Source organism: Chitinophagaceae bacterium (assembly GCA_016717285.1).
Classification (GTDB): Bacteria; Bacteroidota; Bacteroidia; order Chitinophagales; family UBA10324; genus JACCZZ01.
The window spans coordinates 1,023,020-1,049,107 of the sequence record JADKFU010000004.1 but is presented as its reverse complement, the minus strand read 5'-3'; the positions used below and the strand labels follow the sequence as shown (position 1 = coordinate 1,049,107).

Here is a 26,088-nt window from a genome sequence, read left to right as displayed (position 1 = left end):
TCTTTTCTTTTAACAATCATGTTTTGTTGAGTATTAAAATAATAGTGGTGCCGGTTTCAGATGTTGATAGAATATGGACTTCTGCATTAATTTCTTTTGCACGTGAACGGATGTTTGGTAATCCGTTTCCATTATAGCTTTTTATTCCGGCAACGTCAAAACCTTTCCCGTTGTCGGCGATCTCCATTCTTATTTTTTTTCCGGTATCGCGTATTGAAATCTCTACCTGTGAGCATTCAGCATACTTCACAATATTGTAAAGCGCTTCTTTAAAAATCATGAAAATATTTTTTCGCTGCTCCATGTTCAGCTTAATCTTTTTCAATGTTTCATCAGCAAAAAATTTTAACCGTATATCTTGCATAGAAAGCACGTCCGATGCCAATGCTTCCATGCGCGAGGTAAGTTGTTGTACGGAATCATTCTCAGGATTCACCGACCAAACAATATCACTCATGGTTTCAATCATTGCACGCGAATTCTCGCCGATTTTGTCGATTACTTTTTGTGAAGCAACCACATCGTTATTGTCGAGCTGTTGTTTTGCCGCTTCGCTGAAAAAAGAAATACTTCCAAGCGTAGAACCAATGTCATCATGCAGGTCGCGCGCAATCTTGTTGCGGATATTTTGAAGCTGAAGCAATTGATTCAACCGGTAGCGGAATATTCCATACACAGATGAAGCAACCATCGTCAACATCAACAGGTAAAACCACCAGGTGCGCCACCAGGGCGGAAGTATGATAATCTGCAAACTTGTTCCCGTTTCATTCCACACACCATCATTATTGGATGCTTTTACTTCCAGTGTATAATCGCCCGGAGGAATATTGGTATAGCTCACTTGATTAACATAGCGGTCCTGACTCCAGTCTTTGTCAAAACCCGTTAGTCGGTACCTGAACTGGTTAGCATTTGCATTCGTATAATTGAGCGCCGCCATTTCAAATGAAAGGAAATTCTGGTTGTATTGGAGGCAAATAGTTTTCTGCAACAAAAGAGAATCCGCAGGTTGATTCAGCAATTGAAGATGGGTGATAAAAACCGGTGGAACTGATTGATTCCGCTGTACCGCTTCGGGTTTGAACCGAATATAAAATCCATTGCCTCCTGCATATAAATATCCATTGTTGTCGCAATAAAAATAACCAGACACACCTTCTTCAGGAAGGCCATATACAACATCATACCTGAAAAAAGTTTTTGAATGCACATCAAAGAAGTCAATGCCGCCCGCTGCTATGATCCAGAGATTTCCGTTTTTATCTTTTGCAATTCCTTCAAGGTTCTGGTGTTGTGATTCAAAGTGGATGAATGTTTTTTCACGATCTTCCGGGTTGAATAAATATAACCCGCTGCCTTTGGTAGTGATCCAGAAAGTGCCGTCATTATTTTCCACCATGTCGAACACATCGTTGCTTCTGAGCGCATAGTCTTTATTCGCTGCAATAAATGTGGTACCGGTAAACATGCCGAAAGAATCTATAACACGCCGGGCTACACTATGCTCCTTCCGCCAAAAGCTGTCTTCTTCAGAAAAATAAGTGCTGCTGATATCCGTAATGATTCCCAAAGAAGCACCTGTCATCCACACACGGCCTTTGCTGTCAACCATTATCTTCCGGATAAGATTTTGAACTTCATCCTGTTTTGAAAGCAAACCGATACCTCCATTAAGTGTATTGCGGTCGAAAAGACAAACGCCGTGGCCATAGGCGGAAACCCATAGCACAGTATCATTCATGAATACAGCTTCAGCCATCGCGTTCACGCTGGAAGAACCGATATCGAAAAAATCGAAATAGACGAAATTGCGGGAGAAAGAATGAACCGTTTTCAACGATAATTTTCCAGGGTCAAAAACAAACATCGTTCGCTGTGTTCCGAGGTAAATGGCTCCCCTGCTATCGCGAAATATTTTATTGATGTTTAATGGTTGATTTTTATAAAGGAAGGATTTAAGAAAAAAGTCAGTGCTGCTTTTTTTCCTGATAAGCAAACCTGCCTTTGTTCCGATGTAAAGTGTCTGATTATCGTCCACCAGAAAATCCATCACTTTCAGGTTTAATCCTGGCGGCATCACTCTGCTTTCGAGGTTTATTATTTCAAACGGGTTGAGTAAAGGATCATATATTTGAACACCAGCATCAGTTCCAAGCCACATACGGTTGTTGCGATCGCGGTAAATTGAATAAATACGGCTGCCTTTTAATCCATGCGGATCATTTTTTTGTGGCGGATAATGCAATGATTTTTTTGTGGCAGGATCAAACAAATACAATCCGCCGGTAGTGGTGCCCAGCCAAAGCATGCCGTGTTCATCCTGGTCTATGGCGTGTACTTCATTTCCCGAATACGTGAATGGTTTTCCGGTTTCAAATAAGTATTGTTCCAGCCTGTTGGTGGCGGCATTGAAATGATACAATCCATTGTCCCAGCTTCCACACCAGATTTCATTTTTATCGTTGCAGAAAATTTTGGTGATGGCATAAGCAGGAAAAGGAAAATCCAAACTGAAATTCACTACCTGTTTGAAGCTGTTGTCCTGCGCTTTGTAATTGAGTGAACCGCCAATAGAACCGAAATAGACTCTTCCATTACCATCGGTGGTAATGTCATTAATAGTCGCGGTTGCTTTTTGGTTTTCGAATCCAATAAATTTGAAAGAGTCCGTTTCCTGATGGAAACAAAAAACACCTGTTTTCTCAACGCCAGCCCATATGTTTTGCTTTGAATCCACTGCAACAGCAAGCACGTTGGGGATAAAATTCAAAACAGAATCGCTGCGTGAATAATCAATTGATTTGAAATGATTGTTTCTGAAATCATAACTGCAAAGTCCGCCATCGCCGGTAGCAATCCAAAGCACGCCACTGCTGTCTTCTGCAAGATCGTTGATTACATTGCCGCAGATAGTAGTCTTGTTAAACGGATCATTTTTATAGATCACAAAATTTCTTCCGTCAAACCTGCACAATCCATCCTGCGTTCCGAACCACATAAATCCACGACGATCCTGAAATATTGAGGTAATGGTATTGGAAGAAAGGCCGTCGGAGGTAGTGTACCTGTTGAATCGCAAGGCAGGCATTTGTGCCACACAAAACTGCACGCCGGACTGAAGTACGATAATCAGAAAGAAACAATATGAAGAACAGCGGTACAGTGAATGAAAGTTTTACCCGTTCAAAAGGTAGAACAGAACGCTGATAATATCAAATGAACCAACAACTATCCATTCCCTTCCCGGAAAATATTGGCAACTTTGCATTCCTTAAATTATGGCATGATCACCCTTGAACTGATAAAACAACTTTCAAAAGATCTGAAGCAGGAAGTGATTGCTATCAGGCGCCATCTTCATGCGCATCCTGAATTGTCGTTCCAGGAAAAAGAAACTTCTGCCTATATTTCTTCCAAGCTCACTGCATGGAATATTGAGCATGTAAAAGGCATTGCCGGAACCGGTATTGTTGCATTGATCAAAGGCAAAAATCCTGGTAAGAAAGTGATTGCATTGCGCGCTGATATGGATGCATTGCCGATTACTGAAAAAAATGATGTCGATTACCGGTCTCAAAATATTGGCGTGATGCATGCCTGCGGACATGATGTACATTCTTCTTCCTTGCTGGGAACTGCAAAAATACTTGCTGATCTGAGAGATGAATTTGAAGGAACCATCAAGCTTATTTTTCAGCCCGGAGAAGAAAAATTACCCGGAGGTGCGTCACTCATGATCAAAGACGGTGTGCTGGAACAACCTATTCCTGAAGTCATTCTCGCGCAGCATGTTTTTACCCAATTACCGGTTGGAAAAGCCGGATTTTTTGCGGGAAAATACATGGCTTCCAGCGATGAAATCTATATTTCGGTGAAGGGAAAAGGCGGCCATGCTGCGGTGCCATCCGGTGTGATCAATCCTTTGTATCCGGCGGCAAGGCTGTTGATTTTGCTGGAAGATCTTTCCAAAGAATTTGCGAATGAAGTTATTCCAACGGTGCTGGCCTTTGGCAAAATCACCGGCCCCGGAGCAACTAATGTGATTCCTGATGAAGTGAAAATCGAAGGAACATTCAGGACGATGGATGAAGAGTGGAGATTTGAATCGCACAATCGCATAAGGAATACGATCGCTCTTTATTCTAAAAATTCAGGAATTGAAATTGAACTGGAAATCAGGATTGGCTACCCTTGTCTCATCAACAATGAAGAAGTAACTAAAACTTCCATCATTGCAGCAACCGAATATCTTGGAGAAGATAACGTGATGGCACTCGGCATCTGGATGGCCTCGGAGGATTTTGCATTTTATTCCCAAAAAGTTCCCGCGTGTTTTTATAGAATCGGGACGGGCAATCCAGCGAAAAATATCGTTTCGCCCGTTCATACTGCCACCTTTACTATTGATGAAGATGCCCTTGAAATTTCTGCGGGATTGATGGCCTGGATGGCGTTGCAGTTGCTGATGCAATAATACAACAGACTATAAAAATTTCCGGCTGCCTGATTACTTAGTTCAGGCAGCCGAAATTTGAATCCGTATCCTTTTAATCTACATTTCCAATGGCCAAAAGACTGGTATCAAAACCAGTAGTATAGCCATCAGTATAAATGTGAGCACTCCGCCCACCTTCATAAAATCTCCAAATTTATATTTCCCGGGGCCATAAACAAGTATGCAGGAAGGCTCAAAAGGGGTAATAAGGGAAATGGAGGCCGCCAGCATAACCGTTATAGCGAATGTGCGCGGATTGGCACCCAAGGCATTTGCTGTTTCCAGCGCTACCGGCAATACCACCAATGCCGCAGCAGCATTCGACATGGGTTGCGTCAACAAAACGGTGAGTACCATAAAGCCGCCTAAAATTCCCATAGTACCAAGTGAGTTGAAAATACCCACAATACCTTCTGCAAGAAATTTATCAGTGCCTGTTTTTGTCATGGCTGTTCCGAAGGCGCTCATGCCGGCAATGAGTATCAGCAGCCGCCAGTCAATATTTTCATAGGCTTTCTGCAGGTTGATTCCTTTGAAGAACACTGTTAAAATAGCAGCGATCAAAAATGCAATAGACAACGGCATCAATTCAAATGAACCTACCAGTATGGCGGCAAGAAAGAACCCGAGTGTAAGCATTCCCCGCCTGCGTTTTTTCAGATTGGGTTTATGTTCAACCAGTGTAATCAGGTTGTGATCACCGGAAAAGCCATTCATCCTGTGTCTTGAGCCTTGCACGAGGAGTAAGTCCCCGATTTCAAGTTTAATATCATCAATCTGTTCAAAAAGGTTTTCGCCTGAACGGTGAATGGCGATAGGTACGATTCCATACTTCTGTCGCAGATCTGTTTCTTTTATATGTGCTCCAACAAATTCAGAACGTGGAGGTATCAACACTTCCAGCAATCTCAGGTCTTCTCCGCTTTTGTAAAAATCTTTCGTATCCGGAAGAAGCTCCAGACCGATTGTATTTTTTATCCTGATCAGGTTATCCGCTTTACCTTCCACCAATAATACATCCCCTTTTTCAAGAGTCGCAAAATTTCCCGGATGAAATTTCTCTTTGCCCCTCACAATTCCCAGCACAGAAAATCCTGATTGGGCAAGTGACGATTTGCTGGCTGGTTGACCTATAAGCGGTGAGCCTGGCATAATTACCAATTCGCTCAGATAGTCTCTTAACTGATAATCTTCCTGAAGGTCATGAATCTCCCGGTTTGGCAATAACCGCTTTCCGATGGTCATCATATAAAGGATGGTGACTACCAGCAATATCGCACCAACCGCCGAGAATTCAAACATGCTGATCGGTTCCATGTTTATGTTTTTCAGATAGCCGCTCACCGCCACATTGGTGGAAGTTCCGATGAGGGTGCAGGTGCCGCCAATGATGGAAGCAAAAGCCACGGGCATCAGAAATTTAGAAGGACTGAAACCGGCCTTTCGCGAAATACTGACTACGGGATTAATCATCAGGGCTGTGGCCGTGGTATTGTTCATAAAGGCGGATATAACTCCGGTAAGCGAAATCAGGTAAAGCAATATCCGGTTGGGATTTGATTTTGCCATTTTCAACATGTAGTTGGCAACACTGTCCAGCACCCCGTTTTCCTGAATAGCGGTGGTGATGACGAAGATGGACGCCAATATCAGCATGAAATCGCTGCTGAATCCGGCAAAAGCTTCCTTGGTGGTAAGTATCCCGCTTAAAACGAGCACCACCAGCAGCATGCAGGTAACTATGTCGACAGAGATTTTCTCCAATGAAAAGAGAATAACGGCAATCAGAAGCAGAGAGAGTACCAGTGTTATTTCCATAAGTGTTAAAGGGCTTGGTTAACAAAACAAAGCGCTAATCTATATATTCTATTATATTAGTAGTACTACAGAACTAGTAGAATTATAAAATTCCTTTCAAAAAAAGTCAGGTTTTTCCAATTTTGATAAGAAAACATGACACTTAAACTATTGATAATCAATATAGTATCCACAATCCGACAGGCGGCGATGCTTTCTGAAAAATAAATCTTTAAATTCTACCTACTTAATAGAACTTTAGCGAATATTGCCCCGCGGTTTAAGGATTACAGAGAAAGGCAGACCATGCAATAGAAGGAATGACCGCCAAAATCAAATAAATTTTAAAAAACAATTTTCATCTCCTTCAAATGACAGGCTTCGATCATACGAAACTTATAAGTTTTCGTACCGTATTCAAACCCGTTTTACTATCTTTGCGCCTTCATTTTTTTTAACCCTCATTAAATCAACCCATAAACCATGGCAGAAGTAAAGTACATTATTCCCCACGGCCACACCATTACCAAAGAAAACCGTCAGGCTCTCAAGGGTCACAAATCCTGCATCCTATGGTACACAGGCCTTTCAGGTTCAGGAAAATCGACCATTGCCAATAAGGTAGAAGAAAAGATGTTCGATATGGGTTTGCATACCTATATACTTGATGGCGATAATGTGCGTATGGGCCTGAACAAAGGACTTACATTCAGCGACGATGATCGCAAAGAAAATATCCGCCGGATTGGAGAAGTGTCTAAATTATTTGTTGACGCAGGTGTAATTGTAGGTACGGCTTTCATATCTCCTTTCCGCAGCGATCGTGAAATGGCGCGCAGCATTATGAAAGAAGGTGAATTCATTGAAGTTTTTGTGAATACACCGCTTGATGTTTGCGAAGAACGTGATCCTAAAGGACTTTATAAAAAGGCGCGTGCCGGCGAAATCAAATTTTTTACAGGAATTGATTCCCCCTATGAAGCGCCTGAAAAACCAGAGATTGAAATCCTTTCTGCAGGCCGGACAGTAGATGATTGTGCTGACGAGGTAATAGCATGGTTGAAGGAAAAGAATTACATAACAGTTGAATAACCCACTCATTTTAACAATTAAAATCCAATACAGTAATGAATCAACCACATGGTGGAGTGCTCGTAAACCGAATTGCAACCGGCGCCCGCAAAACAGAATTAGAAAATAAGGCAAAATCACTTTTTCAATTGGTAATTGAAGACCGTTATGCAGCGGATATTGAAATGATTGCCAATGGCGCATTCAGCCCGCTCACAGGTTTTATGAACAAAGCAGATGCAGAAGGTACTATTGAAAAGATGACATTGAGCAATGGATTGCTTTGGGGTATACCCATTTTATTGCCTTCAGGTGATCAGCACGACAACATCAACATCGGTGCAGAGATTGCATTGATAGAAAAAAGCTCAGGCAATGTGCTGGCTATAATGAAGGTGGAAGAAAAGTTTGAATTGGATTTAATGAATCTTACCCAAAAATGTTTTAAAACCACGGAAGACAAACATCCCGGTGTTAAAGCAGTATTGAGTGGTGGAAACAAATTCATTGCCGGACCACTTGAAATGATCACCCGCCCGACCCGTCACGATCAGATCGATGATAAATATTTCATGGATCCTTCAGAAACACGGGCTGAATTTGAAAGACGCAACTGGAAAACAGTGGTGGCTTTCCAAACAAGAAATCCGATTCACCGCGCACATGAATACCTTATTAAATGTGCACAGGAAATTGTGGATGGCGCTTTGATTCATCCTATCGTTGGTGAAACAAAACCAGATGATATTCCCGCTCCTATCCGCATGCGTTGCTACGAAGCATTGATCAACGGATATTTTAATCCTGACAATACAATGGTAAGTGCATTGCCAACTGCTATGCGTTATGCCGGACCACGTGAAGCAATCAATCATACCATGATCCGCAAGAATTATGGCTGCACACACATGATTGTCGGTCGTGACCATGCAGGTGTAGGAACATACTATGGAACTTACGAAGCACAGGAAATGATGGACAGCGTAGCTGAACGTACTGGCATGACCATTCTGAAGTTCGAGAATACTTTCTTCTGTAAAGAAACGGAAGGTATGGCTTCAAGTAAAACTGCTCCTAAAAATGCAACACAGGTTTCATTGAGTGGAACGAAGGTGCGCGAGATGCTGTCGAACGGGGAACGCCCACCGGCAGAATTCTCCCGCGCTGAAGTGGCGGACATTCTTATTGAGTGGGCTACCGCGAAAGCTGGTGTTACTGCATAAAAAACAAAAATGTACAGCGACATTTATGTCGCTAAAAAATCCCGGCACAAGTCGGGATTTTTTTTTGCCCTTACACTCCTTTTTAATCCTTAATGTTCATTAGCCTTTTATACACAGAAGAATATCTAATATGTTTCAAAGTGCTTAGTTCATTCTTTATTGTGAATACTGAAGGTTGTTTTGCCGCTTTCACATTTCAATATACTCTATTTCATGCCTGTGATCGCTAACTCCGGTGATATTTTCCTTTCTCCTATCTTGCAAAGTGCATTATTTAAAAATTCAATTTATACGACTAATGATCAACGGCTACTTACCCTTGCTATTGATTTTCGTTTGTCGTATTAATATGTCAGCTTCACAAGATCTTTGCTTCCATCACCTCAGCACTGCGGATGGCCTCGCAAACAACCAGGTATGGGCAATGGCCCAAGACTCTTCGGGATTTATTTGGTTTGCCACGAATAATGGCCTTCAGCGTTACGATGGTAAAAACTTTATTACCTATCGTCATGATCCTGCTGATCCTTCTTCTATTGCTTCTAACTTGGTAGGTGGAGTATTGATCGATAGCAACGATAATGTTTGGGTTACTACTTCACCCGTTTCCATTTTAAGACTTGACCGTTACAGAAAAAAGTTCACTACCATAGAATCCGGTGCTGACAGCATCATCAGCATTTTGCTATCTCCAAAGGGCGAAGTATGGGCAACAGGTTCCCGGGGATTATATCGTTATGATTATCGGCTTCAAAAATTTATCTGCGAAGGGGTTCTACCTTCTTCAGAAAAATTCGACATTGCCATTTCAATATTTGATCGGCAGCTTCCCATTGTCTGGTTGGGAATGAGCACAGGAATGTATGCCTATGATCTTACTACAAAAGTCCTTTTCCCATGCAACAAAAAAAACGATCGCTATTATATTCCCATTGGCGGGCATGTGGATTGTATTTATTCTACCCGTTCTGGAAGTCTTTGGATTTCCACCTACAGTATGGGCCTTTTTTGTTTCGACCCTCAAACGCGTAACTTCAAATCATTTGATCAAAAGAAAATAATGGAGCAGATTGGATTGAAGAATGGGGTAAATATTTTCTTCCATGATTTTCATGAAGACATGCTTGGAAATTTCCGAATCGCTACAGAACATGGTGGTTTACTTACTTATGATGGCAAAAAGAGCAAATTTACTTCTAATCGATATTCGCCGAGCAATCCAATGTCGGTGCAGTACAACACATCTATAAATACGATACGGGAGGACCACGAAGGAAATATCTGGCTCACTTCTGATCAGGGGGTTTCTTGCTTCAATCCTGCGCAAACAATGTTTACAAATCATACACACGATGCATTGAATCCTCATTCCTTTCCAAAAACGGCACCGCTGAAATTCCTTAAGTCGACTCAAGGTGAATATTGGATTGCAACCAGTGATGGCGGTGTGGTGAAATGTGATTCATTATTTAATATTCTAAAGGTTTACAAAAGTGGACGTAATTTAATTGATCAGCAGTCTCCCTATGCTGAATACGATCAGTTTTTATCATTGTTGGAAGACTCGCATGGAAGGATATGGATTGGAGGAAGAGCTTCCCATCTTTCTATTTATGACCCTGCTACTGAACGGTTTTCCAACTCACAACCGGAAATATTCAAACACTTCTCTCCAATTGTAATGAAAAAGGACGATCAGGGAAATATACTGATAGGAATGAGAAGAGGATCTTTTTGTATTTGGAGTGAGCGTCTTCAGAATTTTTTCTCCTATGATTCGCTTTTCCAATCTGCTGGAATCGTTCCTCATTTATCGGATGATATGTTAATTGAGAATGCGAATAGCATTTGGATTACTTCCGAAAGTAAAGGGCTTGTTCATTTCATTCCGGAAAAGAAATCAATAAAATATTTTATTCCATACGATCAGATGCAGGGTGATGTGAATGCTGACAGTGCAGTACTTTGTGTGAGCCGTTTTGATAATAACAACCTTTCCGTAGGTACTGCAAACAACGGCGTCTATCTTTTCAATCTTCAATCTGAAAAATTTAGCCGGTTGGTTCCAGTAAACGGCTTGTTTGATGCATTCATAGTTGGTGTGTCTGAACCATTAAGGAATAAACTATGGGTTGCATCTTATAGCGGACTCTGTCAATTTGATCTTTATTCCCATGAAATTATACACTACACGGAAGCCGATGGTATTGCAGATAATTCATACAATTCACCATTTTACCAGGATGGCAACCGCCTATTGATTGGCAATAGTTTTGGATTTCTTTGCATTGATCCAACAAGAGTTTTGCAAACGCCACCACGCCGGTTTGTGAAGATCACCAGATTCCGCGTGCAGAATCAGCAAATTAATATTGATTCCTTAATGGAGCATCGTCTCCCTGTTGAAATTGCTAACAGTAAGAATTATTTTTCAATTGATTTTGCATGCCCTTCCTATTTTCAGGCTCACTCATTCTCGTATTCATACCGGCTGCGTGGCGCAGATCAGGACTGGCGGTTTCCATCCCCTAATAATGAAGTAACTTATTCAGGATTAAAAAGTGGTCACTATGTATTTGAAGTGCGCGCCATTTCTTCATCTATAGAAGATGCTCCGGTCACTCAGATTGCAATCGAAATACTTCTTCCATTTTATTTAAACTGGTGGTTTTTATTAATATATTTTATCATAATTGGGGCCATCGTCTTTTCTTATGCAATGATCAGGAAACGCAACCGGACATCCATGCAAAATATACGGAAGAGAATTTCCGCAGACCTTCATGACGATATTGGTTCAACACTCAATAGTATTTCAGTATATAGTGAGATTGCTTATCAGCAAATGAATATCAATACCGGTAACGCTAAAAATATATTGGAAAAAATGGGCGATGCTTCCCGCGAGATGATTGATATTATGAATGACATTGTATGGACGGTAAATCCTAAGAACGACAATTTTGAAAATATACTGAAACGAATGAGATATTTTGCCGGTGAGCTGCTTTCAGGACAAAATATCCTGCTTCAATTTGATACCGATGAACGTGTTAAAAAAATAAAACTCACTATGGAGCAGCGCAAAAATTTTTATCTTATTTATAAGGAAGCAATCAACAACATTTATAAATATTCAATTTGCAAAAATGTAAACGTAAGTGTTGCATTGGAAAACAGCCATCTGATCATGATCATAACAGATAACGGCAAAGGATTCGAGACCTCCATGGAACCGGAAACAATAATAATAAAGCAATCCGGAGGCAATGGATTAAAAAATATGAAAGTACGAGCAGAAGAAATCAAAGCAAAATTAACCATCACAAGCTGGGTAGGAAAAGGCACACGTATTCATTTTAGCATGGCATTAAAATGAAACCTTTCCATGTCCGGCCTCATTCATAATTGAAACGAGGGCGTTTATAAATTCGCTTTCTTACTTCGATACGCTATGGTTGCTTTTAACAGTTAACCATTCTGAAAACTTTGCAAATCGACATTAAACAGGACTGTTGCGTTTCTAAAAAAATAACTTCTACAAGTGAAGTAATTTTTCATAACTACCCGATCATGTAGTAAAAGAATCTAACTTTAAATTGACATTTACCGTGTGATGGAAAAAGATATCAAAGTTGTACTATTTGAAGATAATTATCTCCTTCGTGACAGTTATTTTCAACTGATAAATGGCATGCCCGGATTCACCTGCGCAGGTGCATACGGTGATGCGAATGACCTTGTTTTCAAAATCAGGCGAAGCGAACCCGATGTAATACTGATGGATATTGATATGCCGGGCATAAATGGCATAGAAGCGGTTGGCATAATCATTAAAAATTTTCCCGGAGCACGTATTGTGATGCAAACAGTGTTCGAAGATGATGATAAAATATTCGAGGCGATACAGGCCGGCGCCAGCGGTTACATTTTGAAAAAAACACCCCCTTCAAAAATACTTGAAGCTATCGAAGAAGTGCACCTCGGTGGTGCACCTATGACGCCGGTGATTGCAGCTAAAACACTGCAGTTGTTTCGTAAAGGTGTTAAAAGCCCACCCGATAAAAAGGAAGCGCAACTAAATGATCGGCAGCGCGAGATATTACAATGCATTCAGCAAGGCATGAGCTATAAACTGATTGCTGAAAAACTTTTTATTTCTATTGAAACGGTTCGTTATCACGTGAAAAATATTTATGAGCTGCTCCAGGTTCATTCACGATTTGAGTTGATGACGAAGAGCAGGAAATAGTTGCACCATATATTTTATTACCACTTAAAGCCGCATGAATGCGGCTTTTTCATTTTCACCAATAACTACATGCTCAGGTAGTGCAATCCGCGCTGGTACCACCACATCTTTGTCCTATTAAAAATTCATTCATCTTAAAAAACAATTCTATGAAAACAAGAAAATACGTTCCTCAAATTGCTATCCTGGTGATGGCATTATTTTTCACGTACCGGACTTCTGCTCAGGTAACAGCAGACTGGAGTCTAAGCCCCAATCTATATAAATACTCTTCGAATGGCTATGCTGTTCAGGGTGATAGTAAAATTGTAACGGCATCGGATGGTAGCATCATTGTTGCCGGTTCAGCAACTGACGGAGCTTTATACAACAGCATTACCAATCCTGCTGCTGGTCGCGTGATCATTCAGAAATACAGCTCTACCGGAACGTTATTAAGCGAATATCTTGACGTTGATGCCGATTGGGGAGATGCTCCATTACTTTATCCGATAGGATTGAATAATGGAGTACTCGATCTGCTGATTGATGAAGCAGACAACATTTATTTTATAGAAACGCAAAGCGACATTGTAACGGTAGGCACCACTTTATACAAAGGAATCCGTGCAGTAGTGAAGCTCGATGCGAATATGAATCTGGAATGGAAACACACCTCGCCTGATAATAATTGGCTCTCTATGATCTTTGATTCCGAGGGCAATGTGATTGTAAACGGATCAACAAAAAACAATGGAGACGGCAGCAGTTCCAATATAGTTACGGCCAAATACAATATTTCAGGTGACTTGCTTTGGACGGTAGTTTTTCCCGGCAACGGAAATTATGTTGATTATGGAAACGATGTATCAGCTGATGCTTCGGGAAACAGCTATGTAACAGGAGGCATTGGTACTGCAGCTTCCGGCCTGTCGGCGATCACTATAAAATATGATGCTGATGGAAATCAACTGTGGACCAGCAGCTACGATTTCAATGTTGCATCAACAGCCAGCGATCAGGGTGGTTCTATTGTGACAGCTCCCAATGGCAATACTTATGTTGTGCTTACAAGCGATGTTGGTGTAGGCAAAAATCGCCCTATCATTTTAAAATACAATACTTCCGGCGAGCTGATTTGGAATATTAACATTGAAGCCGATGCACCGAATGGCCAATTATATCCCGTTCGAATCCGATTGGATGCAAATGAAAATGTGTACATGGGAGCGTACCGATACAGGGCGCACATTGGATCCTTATATTCTGAGTGGGGTTATAGCATTCAGCTTTATAAGTTCAAGGCAGATGGTACTTTTAGATGGAACGCAAAAAAAAGTACTGCCAGACTGTATGACTTTGATGTAACTGCTTCAGGTGATGTTTATGTAGCCGGCACGTCAGGCACAAGTGCACAAACGTTTGCTGCGAGATACAATAAAGCAGGCAACTTAATATGGGAAGATGTGTACTCACCGGATGTAATCGAACAACAAACATTTTCAACCAGCGGTGGCAGTTGTGTGGGCATTAATCCCAATCACCCAGATGAGGTAACGATCGGTGGAAATGTAATTGTAAAAAATGCATCGAATGTGTATTCCACAGCATGGGTGGTCAGGCATTTCGGCGGAACACTTAAAACAGGAAATGCACTTCTCACAACTGGAGACCTTCACCTTCAGGTCTCTCCCAATCCTGCAGGCGATCTGGTCCAACTCTCTATTGACAACAATGAATCAGTAACCGGTACGCTTCAGGTTTTTGATGTCAGCGGAAAACTGATGGAAACCATTTCAGCTGTTGATTTTACAAATGGAAATTCTATAACACTCAACACCTCAACATGGAACAGCGGAATATATTTCTGCAAAATCACCTCTGCTGAAAATAATTTATTAAAGCCGGTAAAATTATTGGTGCAGCATTGATGACCGAAATAGAAATAAGTAACGCGGGTACTTTATATATATAATTATTATCCTGTTAAAATCACAAGGCCACTTACAAAAGTAAGTGGTCTTTTTCATTGCTGTCAATCAACAAAAGTGGAGTTCTATAACTACCTGTTTTCCAAAAATATGGTTTCGTTGTGCTGATTAACCACATCATCCGGTAGTGGAATCAGGTATCGTGCAAATACATCTTTGTACCGTTAAATATTATTCAATCATTCTAAAAAAACGTCAAATGAAAACAACAAAACAAATTACACAGTTTGTCATCGCACTTATAGCGCTGTGTTTCACTCAAGTATCTTTTGCACAAACATGGAATACCAGCGGTAATGAAGGCACCAATCCTGCCACAAATTATGTAGGAACCAGCGACAATACCGATCTGGTGTTAAGAACTTTTGCCGTAGAAAAAATTCGTATCCAGGCAGGAGGAAATGTAGGAATTGGTGTTGCTGCTCCTGTGCAGAAATTAGATGTGAAAGGAAACATCAATCTTTCCACAAACAATGGTATTTACATCAACAATAAAAGAGTATTTTTTGCAAGCAATTCTTCTGTAACAAAAAGTAATGTATTTGCAGGCAATAATGCCGGCTTTACCGGTACAGGATTTTATAATTCATTCTTCGGTACAGAGGCAGGATATGCAAATTCAGGCGGCCACAATACTTTTACTGGTGCTTACAGTGGGAGAAATAACAGCACCGGTTATGGGAATACTTTTGCGGGAAGTGGTTCAGGTAACATTAATACAACCGGCAGTCAAAATTCCTTCTCTGGTTACCAATCAGGTGCTAATAATAATGCAAATGATAATTCATTTTATGGTGCCTTTTCAGGCAACTTCAATACTTCAGGGTTGCAAAATACATTCATAGGAACACTAAGCGGCTATAATAATACTTCAGGTAGCTATAACACTTTTCTTGGAGATTCAGCAGGATTCAATAATACCACCGGTTATTCAAACACATTTACAGGAGAATATTGCGGAGTTAAAAACACAACAGGTTACTGGAATGCATTTTATGGTACGAGTGCGGGTGCAAAAAATACCATAGGTTCCGAAAATACTTTCATTGGCAAAGATGCCGCATATACTAACACTACTGGTTCAGGAAATGTGATGATCGGATTTCAATCCGGGTATTCAAATTTAGATGGCGCATCAAATATTTTTCTAGGGATTTATTCAGGCTTTTCAAATACAACTGGTTTTGAGAATGTTTTCGTTGGTGCTTCCTGCGGCACATTAAATACCACAGGAAACAAAAATACCATGACAGGACATAGTGCAGGATATTCAAATACTACGGGACTTGACAATTGTGCATTTGGAAATGAATCTCTTTACTCCAATAGTACGGGTTCAAATAATGCTGCTTTGGGCTTTCGCTCACTATATCAAAATACAACTGGAAATTACAATAGCAGCATGGGATCCTTTTCCCTTGGCGCAAATTCTACAGGTAACAACAATTCCGCCTATGGTGCAAATTCATTGGGTTTAAATACGATCGCTTGGAACAATACTGCAGTTGGATATAATACATTATATTCCAATACAATCGGGTCAGGCAATACAGCAATAGGATCAGGAGCTTTAAAAAATGGAGATACATATACCGCGAATACTGCAGTGGGATATGGAAGCGGGGTTGCAGGTCAGTTTGGAGATCTGGCAATTGGCAATGGCAACACCTGCGTCGGCTTCCAGGCCGGGGCTAATGCCGCTGGTTTCAACTATTCCTCTTCCTTGGGATATGGAGCCACTATCACCGCCAGCAATCAAGTGATGTTAGGCGGTACAACTGTAACATCCGTTAAAGCTGCTGGCAGTTTTGTAATTTATTCTGATGGCCGTTTCAAGAAAAATATAGAAGAAAATGTTCCGGGATTGTCATTTATAAATCAATTGAAACCTGTTACCTACAATTATGATATTCATGGTCTCAATAAATTTATTGGGATCCAATCTGGGGACAAAAATGAAACTAATGGTTATGAAGAAGAAATCACGAAGAAAGAAGAAATTCAATACACAGGATTCATTGCTCAGGAAGTTGAAGCCGCTGCAGAAAAAATAAATTACGACTTCAGTGGGATTTATAAACCACAAAACGAGAAAGATCCTTATGGTTTAAGCTACTCTGATTTTGTTGTTCCTTTGGTAAAATCCGTTCAGGAGTTGTCAAAACAAAACGATGAAATTAAATCTCAGAATGAAAATTTACAGCAACAGATAGTTGAATTAAAACAATCAATGTCAGCCAATCAAGCTTCTTCGAATGATGGTTTCGCCAAGCTTTCATTCACAGCATCCGAACACATTGCATTGCTTGGGCAGAATATCCCAAATCCCTTTGACAACTCCACATTAATTCCCTTCCGCATTCCATCCAACTGTCACGATGCTTCTATCATGATCACCAATACTTCGTCTGCAGAAGTAATCAGTGTGATTCCGGTTTCCTGCAATGAAGATCACCTGCGACTTGATGCAGGAATATTTGCAGCAGGTACCTACGCTTACACTTTGTATGTGGATGGAAAAATTATTGCGACAAAACAAATGGAATTGGTTCGCTGAAAAACACTCTTTGAAATTGAAAATCAAGCAATTGAAGCCGGCGCAATTCACCGCCGGTTTTTTTATTCATAGATCAGGTATTCTTATTTGGATCACATAAACCCGCATTTAATATTTCAAAACAAAGCTGGTTTAACCCTGGCCTAGCACTGCTTTGGGTTTGGGAAATATTACTTCAACCACATTTGCAGTTCAGCGTAGCAGGATTTCAACTGAAAAATGCGGGAAAATAATCCGGGTTCAAAATATTAAGCGATGGCATTTTTGAAATCGAAAGGCTATGAACTGCAACAGGGAAGATGGGCGGACAACATTCAGTTGAATATTTATAACCACCTGTTGCGCCTGAAAATCCAAAGTGTTAGCAAGGAAGACAGCAGCATGAGCACCAAAGCAAAGAGATATCCATACTTCCAGTGCAGCTCGGGCAGCGTATCGAAGTTCATTCCATAAATAGAAGCTACTAATGTGGGAGGAAGAAAAACCACTGAGGCAACCGTAAAGAGTTTGATGATCTTGTTTTGTTCGATATTGATCAGGCCAAGAAATGTATCCTGTAAATATTCGAGCCTGTCGAAACTGAAAGTAGTGTGATCCATCAGTGAATTCACATCTTTAATCATCATACGTAATCGCTCATAACAATCTTTCGGAAAGTGATCGCTGCGCAACATGGCGGAAATCATACGCTGCTTGTCAATCATATTCTGACGGAGCAACATCGTCATTTCCTGCAACTGCGTAGCACGAATGAGAATTTCTTTATCCGCTTTTTGCTCTGCGCCCATGAATTTGCCGATGCGCGATATCTCTTTCGCGATGTTCTCGAGCAAGTCAGCATCAAAGTCAATGCGGTTTTCAAAAATCGACAACATCACATGGTAACCTGACGGGAATGACTTTGGTGCGTATAACACCCGTTTCGAAATTTCTGTAAATGACCGGAACTCATTTGTTCGGTGTGTGATCAGGTAATTGTTTTTCAAAATAAAAGAGGCCGGATCGCTTATGTAGGTATCTCCTTGTTGGAGTAAGAAGTTGGAGTTCGCAACAATGATCTTGTTGGTTTCATGATACCGGGAGCTACTCTCAATTTCTTCCTGCTGCTGCTTTTCACTTAAATTAATTCCAAACTTGCTGCTGATATAACGTGTCTCCAGCTCATCGAGCCTGTTTAGATCCACCCACACCACGTTGAGCGGATCTATCTGCGGCAACGTGCGTAAATCCGACTCCCGCACTATTTTATCCTGCTGTCTGAAATAAATATTAATCATTGAATCCCTGTTGCGAGAGTAAATTACAATTTAAATCTTTTCCTCCAAGGCGTTAAACTTTTCATTCCGGCCGAAAAATACTTTCAGCATTGTACCCTTTCAGGCGGCTGCTGATCACGCTTACTTCTGCTATTCATCCACAAAGTATTTCAACAAATCAATTTAAGCATTCATGTTTTTTTCTTTGCCAACATTGCTCAACATTTTATAAAGTGAAGCAAGGATAAAAATTGAACCTAGTACTGCAACAATCGACGATCCGGCAGGAAAATCATAATGAAACGAAACATTCAACCCTACAAAACTTCCCGACACGCTGATCAGAAGTGAAATTAAAAGTACCAGCAGGTTATTTTTTGTAAGCATGATAGCGGTCACAGCCGGAATAATGAGATAGGAGAAAACCGGAATTACACCATTTACCTTCACTGCATATACGATGGCGAGGCCAATTGAAATGTAAAAGAGAAAATTCCAACTATTGAAAATTCCGGCTTGATGATGATCACCATTTTCAAAGGACTCGGTGAGTGCAAAAAATTTCCGGTAGAAAATACCATGAACAAATGCTATGAGGCCAAACACGATGCTGATTGCAATGATCTGTTCCCAGCTCACTGATAAAATACTGCCGAATAATACTTCCTGGATGTCAGCATCACCATGCGGTGTTTTTGAAATCAGCAAAACGGTGAGCGCAGATGCGAATGCATATAAAATACCAATGATCGCTTCCTGCTTTAACCGCTTATCACGAATGCTGATGAAAGACATCAGCAAAGCTCCAACTAATGTAAATGCCAAAGGAATAGTGGTAACACCAAATCCGATGAATGCAGCAAAAGCAACTCCCAGCGAAGAAATCTGACCCAAGGCAAGATCAACAAATACGATTCCTCTCCCCACTACATGAACGCCCAGATAGGAAAGCAGTACGCCTGTGATTATTGCCACCACAAAAGCCTGTACCATAAACGGCAATTGAAACATCTGAAACATGAGGTTTTTTTTTAGAATTGATGACTAATGAAGTATGAGCTTTGAAATCTGCTGAATTGATGTGCCTCTGAATTAATGTGCAAATGTGCCGATTCATAAAGTCAAACTAACTTTACGTCATTCACCAAACACGATAAAGTAAGCAATCAACAGCTACAAAATGATTATTGACTTTTGACTATTAACTTTTGATTATTGACTAATGACTCAATGACTAATATCTATAAACCACTATTTCAACGCACTCACAAGTTGTCTGACATTATATTCAAACAAATCAAAGTAATTTTTGACACCATCAAAAGCTCCTGCCGAAGTAGCTAGTGTAAGCACTTTAACACCTGTTTCTTTTGCTACCACATCTGACGATGAAGTAGTGAAGTAGGGTGAAGAAATAATCACTTTGATATGATTGGTGTTGACTTCGTTTATCACCTTCACCAATTGTGAAGGCGTAGGCGGAATACCAGGCTTGGGTTCCATGAAGTCGACAATTTTTAACCCGAACCTGTTTTCAAAGTAGCACCACTCGTTGTGGTAAGCAATCAGCTTTGCACCTCTATACGGCGCCATTGCAGCAAGCCACTGTTTCATTTTTGCATCAATCATTGTATTGAATGCGGTGAGGTTACTTTCGAAATACGCTTTATTCTCCGGTGATACACGTTCCAATCCATTGCAGATATTTCTTGCAATTACTTTTCCATTTAACGGATCAAGCCAATAGTGCGGGTTGCCATAAATATGAATATCACCTTCAGCACGGTTGATAGCAGAAGGTACCTGCAACAGATTTACACCAATGGATGCATCTACATAACCGGCTGATCCCTTTTGAATTTTATTGTTGCGCGAACTGGTAAGCAATTGCGGCGACCATCCGGTTTCCAGATCCAATCCAACGGTTACGAATAAATCTGCATTGGTCAAGCTCATGATGTAGCTTGGCTTAGGGTCAACGAAATGCGGATTCTGATAACCGGTAGCAATAGAAGTAGCAGATACTTTATCTCCACCAATAAACTCCGCAATACTTTTTAAATCTGTTAGCGTGGTAACAACTTTTATTGTTCCACCCAAACTGTAAAATGAAATGCAGCTTGAAATCACAGCCATCCAGATGATTCTCATTGTTCTCATAGATTTTCTTTTTCTTTTTTTTAAAATTCATAGTTCTCCATTCTAAATGCTAATACTGATGGGCGCCATGTGATCCGATAATAAAAATCCATCGCAACCATCCTTCAAAAAAAGTATCACGATCACCGGGATCAGTCACTTTTCCTTCCAATCCTATTTTTTGAAACTCTGTCGCATACCATTCAAAGGTGAGTGACGCTGCCTGCTCTGTTTCCTTTGAAGAATAAGGTTGTTGTGAATAATCATATCGCAATGTTGTCATCCATCGTTTTGCAAGCTGATAAGTAATGAAAGAATAGAGGCCGAAAGAATTGACTTTATTGTTTTCACTGAAGTTGGCATTGCTATAGAAGAACTCCGTTTGCCAGGTGAGTGAATGGTAAGTGTTCAACTGAACAGGTTTCCATTTGTAAGTAAGATCTGCCGCTGCAATATTAGTGGTGCCTGATGAATCATTCGGACCCGTTACTGCGCTTATTCCGAACTCAAGTGTAGCATTTGGCGTGAGATCCCAGAAATTTTTTAAATGACCGAGATAAACAAATTGATTACCGTTGCTTCTTTCGAAACTCGGCGTTTCTGAAAAGCCGGCTGTTGCCTGGAAAGTAAGCTCCTGGTAAAATGTATGATTCGGAATCAGCCAGCTCAATGAAATGCCTTCATCATTCAATCCTTCTTCTCCGAAATAGTTTACGAAAGCATTCGGCATATCAATAAAGGGTAAAGCGTGTGGATGCACCGGATTGATACGACCCAATGCCTGCCTGAATTTTCCGACCTTTAATTGCAGCTTCGCTGGAAGTGAAAGCGTGGTGAGATAACCTTCTTCCACATCCACACCATACTTCAGTGTTTCAGGATCTCTTCCGAATGAAAGAAACAAATCTGCTCTTACATATGGATCTACAACTGCCTGCAATGAAACCTCCGCTTCATGCAGGTACCAATCAAAATTTCTTTCTGCTTCACTATTATACGAACCCTGGAAATCACCAATAGCACTGATGTCTGGATTGGGTGAAGCTGCAGCCCGTGGTGCAGCCGAAGTTTCTTGTGCTGCTTCCATTTCTTTTGCCATTTCGATTAACAACACGGAATCAACAGCAGTACTGTCGCTGCTTATCTGTGCCTTTGCCTGATGGTGGGATAATAACAGCAAAGTGCAGCAACAGCATTTAATTATTGAAATTAAAAGTCTTGAATATCTCATACGAATGGGATTATCATGATTGCCTCTTATTAAGTGGCAAAGGGAACAAAACGTGTATTTCGATTGATAAAACGGCCTTATAAAAAGGTCATGCCATAGAAGGTGGTCCGCGCAGTGTGATAATCACTGTGGGAATAAAAGAAGAAGCTTTCGGGGAGGGAAAGACTTTTATTGTTGCAGATACGAGTCGCTGCGGTAGTGCAGCTTCAGGATTTTCTTGAAATGGATTCACCTGCAATTGAAGCACCTGGCAGTGTACGTGACTCTTTCCAATGGTAAGATCTCCGCCAGGTATACATTCTTCTGTATCGTGATGGCCGGCAACAGCATGCACAAATTCCTTCGGCGTAATGGCAAAAAGAAATGCCAGCAACAGGAAGTCAGCAATAATATTCCGTACAACAGGTTTCATCGAAGACAACAAAGATACATTTTCACAGCATTTCATTAAGTGATTCCAAATATTGAACTTCACACAGGCGAAATTTCCATTAGCTCCTATTTCTTAACAAAAAGCAACTTCAAAATATGCATATCAAATTCTGCGGCGCGGCCCGCGTGGTTACCGGAAGTTCCCACCTGATTGTATTGGACGATGGATTCAAGATATTGCTTGATTGCGGTATGTTCCAGGGTGGTGAAAATTATGTGGATTCCTTTAACGCAACGTTTGAATTTGATCCGAAAGAAATTGACGTGCTCATACTTTCACACGCACACATTGATCACAGTGGACGCATTCCAAAATTGGTAAAGGAAGGTTTTAGCGGAAAAATATACTGTACGTCTGCCACCAAAGATTTATGCGGCATCATGCTTCGCGATAGCGCGCACATTCAGGAGAACGATGCGAAATACGTCAATAAAAAACGCGCTAAAAGAAACCAGCCTCCTATCAGTCCTTTGTACAATCAGGAAGACGCCGAAGCTGCTCTCAAACAATTTGAAATGGTAAATTATGAAACTCCATTTGATGTCCATAATGGAGTGAGCGCTTACTTCCGCGACAACGGGCACATCATCGGAAGTGGCAGCGTATTGTTAAATATAAACGTGAACGGTACAGAAAGAAAAATTGGTTTCACCGGGGACATCGGCAGGCCGAACCGGCCCATACTGAAAGATCCTGTTCCGATGGAAGATGTAGATTACCTGATCAGTGAATCAACTTATGGCGGGCGTTATCACGAAAGTTTTCCGGATGACAAAGAATATTTTCTCAAAGTAATTATTGATACGTGCATCCGGAGAAAAGGTAAATTGATAATTCCCGCCTTCAGCATTGGCAGAACACAGGAGTTAGTATTCATGATGGATCAGTTATACAAAGAAGGCAGACTTCCACGTGTGCCTGTTTATGTCGACAGTCCGCTTTCCACTAATGCGACAGAGATTTACAGAAAACATACAGAGTGTTTTGATGATTTCATCAGTAAATATATTCTCACCGATGACAACCCTTTCGGTTTCAATGATCTCAAATACATCACTGATGTGGAACAATCGAAAGCATTGAATCTGATGCCTGAACCTTGTATTATCATTTCTGCTTCAGGCATGGCAGAAGCGGGACGCATTGTGCATCACATAAAAAACAATATGGAAGATCCGCGCAACACGATCTTAATTGTTGGCTATTGTGCGGAACAATCGCTTGGATGGAAAATCCGGAAAGGTATTTCTCCCATCCGTTTATTTGGCGAAGAAAAAATATTGAAAGCAAAAGTGGAAATTATGGATTCATTCAGTGCTCATGGAGATCACAATGAACTGCTTCAATTCATGAATAATCTCAATCGTGAAAGATTGAAAAAATTATTTCTCGTGCATGGCGATTTTGAAGCACAGCTCGCTTTAAAAAAGGGATTGGAGAAAAATGGATTTCAATTTATTTCTATGCCGGAGATGGGTGAAGAGAAAGAGTTGAGTTTTTAGATTGCGGTATTCAGGTCCCGTGACCAATATCTTGCTTAACTTATTTTGGATAATAAAAATTATTTTCTTTTTCAATTTAACCCCATCTTTTTCATAAACACTGCATACCGGGGATCACTTTCTATATTTCTGAAAAGTGGATTGCCTTTCATTTCCACCAATCCGCCATCGCGGTTTGCGTAAGCCTGTTCTAACCAATAAAAAGCAGGATCACGGTCTCCTCTCCAGGCATAGTTCTCAGCAATCTGAAAGGTCCAGTCTTCATGGTACCTCGAAATGAGTAGTTGTAATAAAGAATCTGATTCCGCCTTACGACCTGTTGAGAAATGAATCATCGGAAGTGTAGCCAGCTTCCAAACCGGTTCAGGCTCTTGCTCCAAAGTGGCATATGCGCTGTCATACTTTCCCTGCACCATGTAAATAGCACTTAGTATTGAAAAACACCCATTATATTGCGGATTCAATTCCATTACTTTTCTGAATTGCTTTTTTGCTTCATCAAAATGATTCCAATTCACCAGTGCGATGGCCAGGCTATTGTAAGTGGAAGCAGTAACCGGGTCCAGTTCAATGGCTTTGCGATACAGTGGAATGGCTTCGTCGAATCGTCCAAGGGTACGGGCCAGACTGGCTTTCCTGTGAATAATAGCAGCATCATTCGGGTTAAGTAGAAATGCTTTGTTGTAATCGGCATCTGCTCCCATCCAGTCCCAATCATAAATCTGTTTGATACGACCACGTGCAAGGTATCCGTCAGCCAGATCAGGTTGCAATGCAATGGCCTTGTCTGCAGCTTGTCTTGCTTTAATAATTCCTTCTGATTTATCGAGATATTTTGAGCCAGCTAACTTCGCATAGACCTGTGACAATGCTGCCCAACCCCTCGCATCACCCGAGTCAATAGCCAGTGCTTTCTTAAAAAGCGTCACGGCTTTTTCCCTGCTTTCATCATTACCTTGTTCAGAAAAATACCTGCCTTGCAGTATTATATTGTATGCCTGCGGACTGCTTTTATCTGAATCATAAAGATGATCATTCAATAAGGTTGCCTTTAGTTGTTTGACAACAGCCAATGCAATCTCATCCTGTACTTTAAAAATATCATCGAGCGTGCGATCGTAGGTTTCAGACCACAGGTGCGAACCGTCTTTTGTATTGTTCAGTTGCACTGTGATCCTGATGGTGTTGTCTGATTTTCTTACACTACCTTCAATAATATGTGTTACACCTAATTGGTCACCTATCGTGCGCAAATCCACATTTTTCCCTTTGAAAGAAAAGGAGGACGTACGTGCGATTACTTTTAACCCCGGAATTTTTGCAAGCCGGTCCAGCAATTCTTCACTTAATCCATCTCCGAAATATTCCTGGTCCTTATTGGCACTCATATCTACAAATGGAAGTACAGCAATAGAAGTAACAGGAAGTGATGTATTGTTGAAAAACCGGATCCAGATGATAATTGTTACGGCAAGCATTGTTACTAACAAAGCCGGCAATATCCATGATTTTCTGTTGTTGATTACTGACCCTTTTCCTTCGAGATGCTTCCGCGATGGCACCACCATACCATCACTGCTTACCGCAAATATTTCAATGGGCGCACTCACATTTTTAAGGTTGAACTTCCCAAGTGATACCGTTGTAATGTCACTCTGATTCCTGATTTCGTCATATATTTTACCTGACATAAATACACCGCCTGCAACAGCAAATGATTCAATTCTGGACGCGATATTCACTCCATCACCATATAGTTCATTTTCCTGTATAAGCACATCTCCTGAATGCACTCCGATACGAAGCGGAACTTTGGGTTCTCTCAACATTTGCTTTTGCACTTCAATAGCAGCATGGACTGCCTCCACCGCACTATTGAATGAACACAATGCACCATCCCCACTCCAATGATGAATGTGTCCACCATGCAACAGGACCTGATCTTCCATCACGCTTTTTAGCTTTTCACGAAGCGTATTCGCATACGATTCATCCCGTTGCATGAGACCGGTAAAGCCTTCTATATCTGCAAAAAGAATCGCCGCGAGCTGGCGTGTCTGAGACATTAATAATGAGTGTTTTTGATTGACCAAATCTAATCAAATGATTGATGAAAATCAGGACAGGATAAAATGTTGCCATTACCAATAGTTGTTAAC

General features: G+C 40.9%; 16 protein-coding genes. 8 read left to right on the top strand and 8 right to left on the bottom strand.

The window, feature by feature from the left end:
• Positions 1–16: 16 nt before the first annotated feature.
• Positions 17–3,082, bottom strand: a complete 3,066-nt coding sequence (locus IPO83_09505; GenBank protein MBK9731511.1) for an ATP-binding protein — start codon at positions 3,080–3,082, stop codon at positions 17–19.
• Between the two features lie 204 nt (positions 3,083–3,286).
• Here IPO83_09505 and IPO83_09500 point away from each other — a divergent pair, with 204 nt between their 5' ends.
• Positions 3,287–4,477, top strand: coding sequence for an amidohydrolase (locus tag IPO83_09500; protein MBK9731510.1), 1,191 nt, complete (start codon positions 3,287–3,289; stop codon positions 4,475–4,477).
• 78 nt (positions 4,478–4,555) lie between these two features.
• Here IPO83_09500 and IPO83_09495 read toward each other — a convergent pair whose 3' ends face one another.
• Entirely contained in the window at positions 4,556–6,316 is a 1,761-nt protein-coding gene (locus tag IPO83_09495) for an SLC13 family permease (GenBank protein MBK9731509.1), read from the bottom strand.
• Between the two features lie 462 nt (positions 6,317–6,778).
• On the opposite strand from IPO83_09495, the gene cysC reads away from it, so the two are divergent.
• The 6 genes from cysC to IPO83_09465 all read left to right on the top strand — a co-directional run bounded on the left by cysC (position 6,779) and on the right by IPO83_09465 (position 17,368).
• A complete protein-coding gene (cysC, locus tag IPO83_09490; protein ID MBK9731508.1) occupies positions 6,779–7,387 on the top strand; it encodes an adenylyl-sulfate kinase in 609 nt (202 codons plus the stop codon).
• 35 nt (positions 7,388–7,422) lie between these two features.
• Entirely contained in the window at positions 7,423–8,589 is a 1,167-nt protein-coding gene (gene sat, locus IPO83_09485; GenBank protein MBK9731507.1) for a sulfate adenylyltransferase, read from the top strand.
• Positions 8,590–8,938: 349 nt separating this feature from the next.
• Entirely contained in the window at positions 8,939–11,968 is a 3,030-nt protein-coding gene (locus tag IPO83_09480; GenBank protein ID MBK9731506.1) for a hypothetical protein, read from the top strand.
• 237 nt (positions 11,969–12,205) lie between these two features.
• Complete coding sequence (locus IPO83_09475) at positions 12,206–12,841, top strand: response regulator transcription factor (GenBank protein MBK9731505.1); 636 nt, start codon at positions 12,206–12,208, stop codon at positions 12,839–12,841.
• 149 nt (positions 12,842–12,990) lie between these two features.
• Positions 12,991–14,751 (top strand): T9SS type A sorting domain-containing protein, encoded by a 1,761-nt coding sequence (locus IPO83_09470; protein MBK9731504.1) that lies wholly within the window; start codon positions 12,991–12,993, stop codon positions 14,749–14,751.
• 259 nt (positions 14,752–15,010) lie between these two features.
• Positions 15,011–17,368 carry a tail fiber domain-containing protein gene (locus IPO83_09465; GenBank protein MBK9731503.1) on the top strand — a complete coding sequence of 786 codons (2,358 nt, stop codon included), beginning with the start codon at positions 15,011–15,013 and terminating at the stop codon, positions 17,366–17,368.
• Between the two features lie 326 nt (positions 17,369–17,694).
• Here IPO83_09465 and corA read toward each other — a convergent pair whose 3' ends face one another.
• From corA to IPO83_09440, 5 genes are all read right to left on the bottom strand, one after another.
• Positions 17,695–18,645 carry a magnesium/cobalt transporter CorA gene (gene corA, locus IPO83_09460; protein MBK9731502.1) on the bottom strand — a complete coding sequence of 317 codons (951 nt, stop codon included), beginning with the start codon at positions 18,643–18,645 and terminating at the stop codon, positions 17,695–17,697.
• A gap of 162 nt (positions 18,646–18,807) precedes the next feature.
• A complete protein-coding gene (locus IPO83_09455; GenBank protein ID MBK9731501.1) occupies positions 18,808–19,644 on the bottom strand; it encodes a metal ABC transporter permease in 837 nt (278 codons plus the stop codon).
• A 231-nt stretch (positions 19,645–19,875) separates the two neighbouring features.
• Entirely contained in the window at positions 19,876–20,784 is a 909-nt protein-coding gene (locus IPO83_09450; protein ID MBK9731500.1) for a zinc ABC transporter substrate-binding protein, read from the bottom strand.
• 49 nt (positions 20,785–20,833) lie between these two features.
• The gene (locus tag IPO83_09445; GenBank protein MBK9731499.1) at positions 20,834–21,943 is read right to left on the bottom strand and encodes a hypothetical protein; all 1,110 of its coding nucleotides are present in this window, start codon (positions 21,941–21,943) and stop codon (positions 20,834–20,836) included.
• 139 nt (positions 21,944–22,082) lie between these two features.
• The gene (locus IPO83_09440; GenBank protein MBK9731498.1) at positions 22,083–22,442 is read right to left on the bottom strand and encodes a hypothetical protein; all 360 of its coding nucleotides are present in this window, start codon (positions 22,440–22,442) and stop codon (positions 22,083–22,085) included.
• Between the two features lie 80 nt (positions 22,443–22,522).
• On the opposite strand from IPO83_09440, the gene IPO83_09435 reads away from it, so the two are divergent.
• The gene (locus tag IPO83_09435; GenBank protein MBK9731497.1) at positions 22,523–23,929 is read left to right on the top strand and encodes an MBL fold metallo-hydrolase; all 1,407 of its coding nucleotides are present in this window, start codon (positions 22,523–22,525) and stop codon (positions 23,927–23,929) included.
• Between the two features lie 71 nt (positions 23,930–24,000).
• Here IPO83_09435 and IPO83_09430 read toward each other — a convergent pair whose 3' ends face one another.
• Positions 24,001–25,995, bottom strand: coding sequence for a tetratricopeptide repeat protein (locus IPO83_09430; protein ID MBK9731496.1), 1,995 nt, complete (start codon positions 25,993–25,995; stop codon positions 24,001–24,003).
• Between the last annotated feature and the right edge of the window lie 93 nt (positions 25,996–26,088).

What these genes read in the sequence shown, in the direction of transcription:
- IPO83_09430 (MBK9731496.1), bottom strand. Translation starts at nt 25,995, where the DNA reads ATGTCTCAGACACGCCAGCTCGCGGCGATTCTTTTTGCAGATATAGAA.
- IPO83_09500 (MBK9731510.1), top strand. Translation starts at nt 3,287, where the DNA reads ATGATCACCCTTGAACTGATAAAACAACTTTCAAAAGATCTGAAGCAG.
- cysC (MBK9731508.1), top strand. Translation starts at nt 6,779, where the DNA reads ATGGCAGAAGTAAAGTACATTATTCCCCACGGCCACACCATTACCAAA.
- IPO83_09435 (MBK9731497.1), top strand. Translation starts at nt 22,523, where the DNA reads ATGCATATCAAATTCTGCGGCGCGGCCCGCGTGGTTACCGGAAGTTCC.
- IPO83_09495 (MBK9731509.1), bottom strand. Translation starts at nt 6,316, where the DNA reads ATGGAAATAACACTGGTACTCTCTCTGCTTCTGATTGCCGTTATTCTC.
- IPO83_09465 (MBK9731503.1), top strand. Translation starts at nt 15,011, where the DNA reads ATGAAAACAACAAAACAAATTACACAGTTTGTCATCGCACTTATAGCG.
- corA (MBK9731502.1), bottom strand. Translation starts at nt 18,645, where the DNA reads ATGATTAATATTTATTTCAGACAGCAGGATAAAATAGTGCGGGAGTCG.
- IPO83_09480 (MBK9731506.1), top strand. Translation starts at nt 8,939, where the DNA reads ATGTCAGCTTCACAAGATCTTTGCTTCCATCACCTCAGCACTGCGGAT.
- IPO83_09455 (MBK9731501.1), bottom strand. Translation starts at nt 19,644, where the DNA reads ATGTTTCAGATGTTTCAATTGCCGTTTATGGTACAGGCTTTTGTGGTG.
- IPO83_09470 (MBK9731504.1), top strand. Translation starts at nt 12,991, where the DNA reads ATGAAAACAAGAAAATACGTTCCTCAAATTGCTATCCTGGTGATGGCA.
- IPO83_09475 (MBK9731505.1), top strand. Translation starts at nt 12,206, where the DNA reads ATGGAAAAAGATATCAAAGTTGTACTATTTGAAGATAATTATCTCCTT.
- IPO83_09440 (MBK9731498.1), bottom strand. Translation starts at nt 22,442, where the DNA reads ATGAAATGCTGTGAAAATGTATCTTTGTTGTCTTCGATGAAACCTGTT.
- IPO83_09450 (MBK9731500.1), bottom strand. Translation starts at nt 20,784, where the DNA reads ATGAGAACAATGAGAATCATCTGGATGGCTGTGATTTCAAGCTGCATT.
- sat (MBK9731507.1), top strand. Translation starts at nt 7,423, where the DNA reads ATGAATCAACCACATGGTGGAGTGCTCGTAAACCGAATTGCAACCGGC.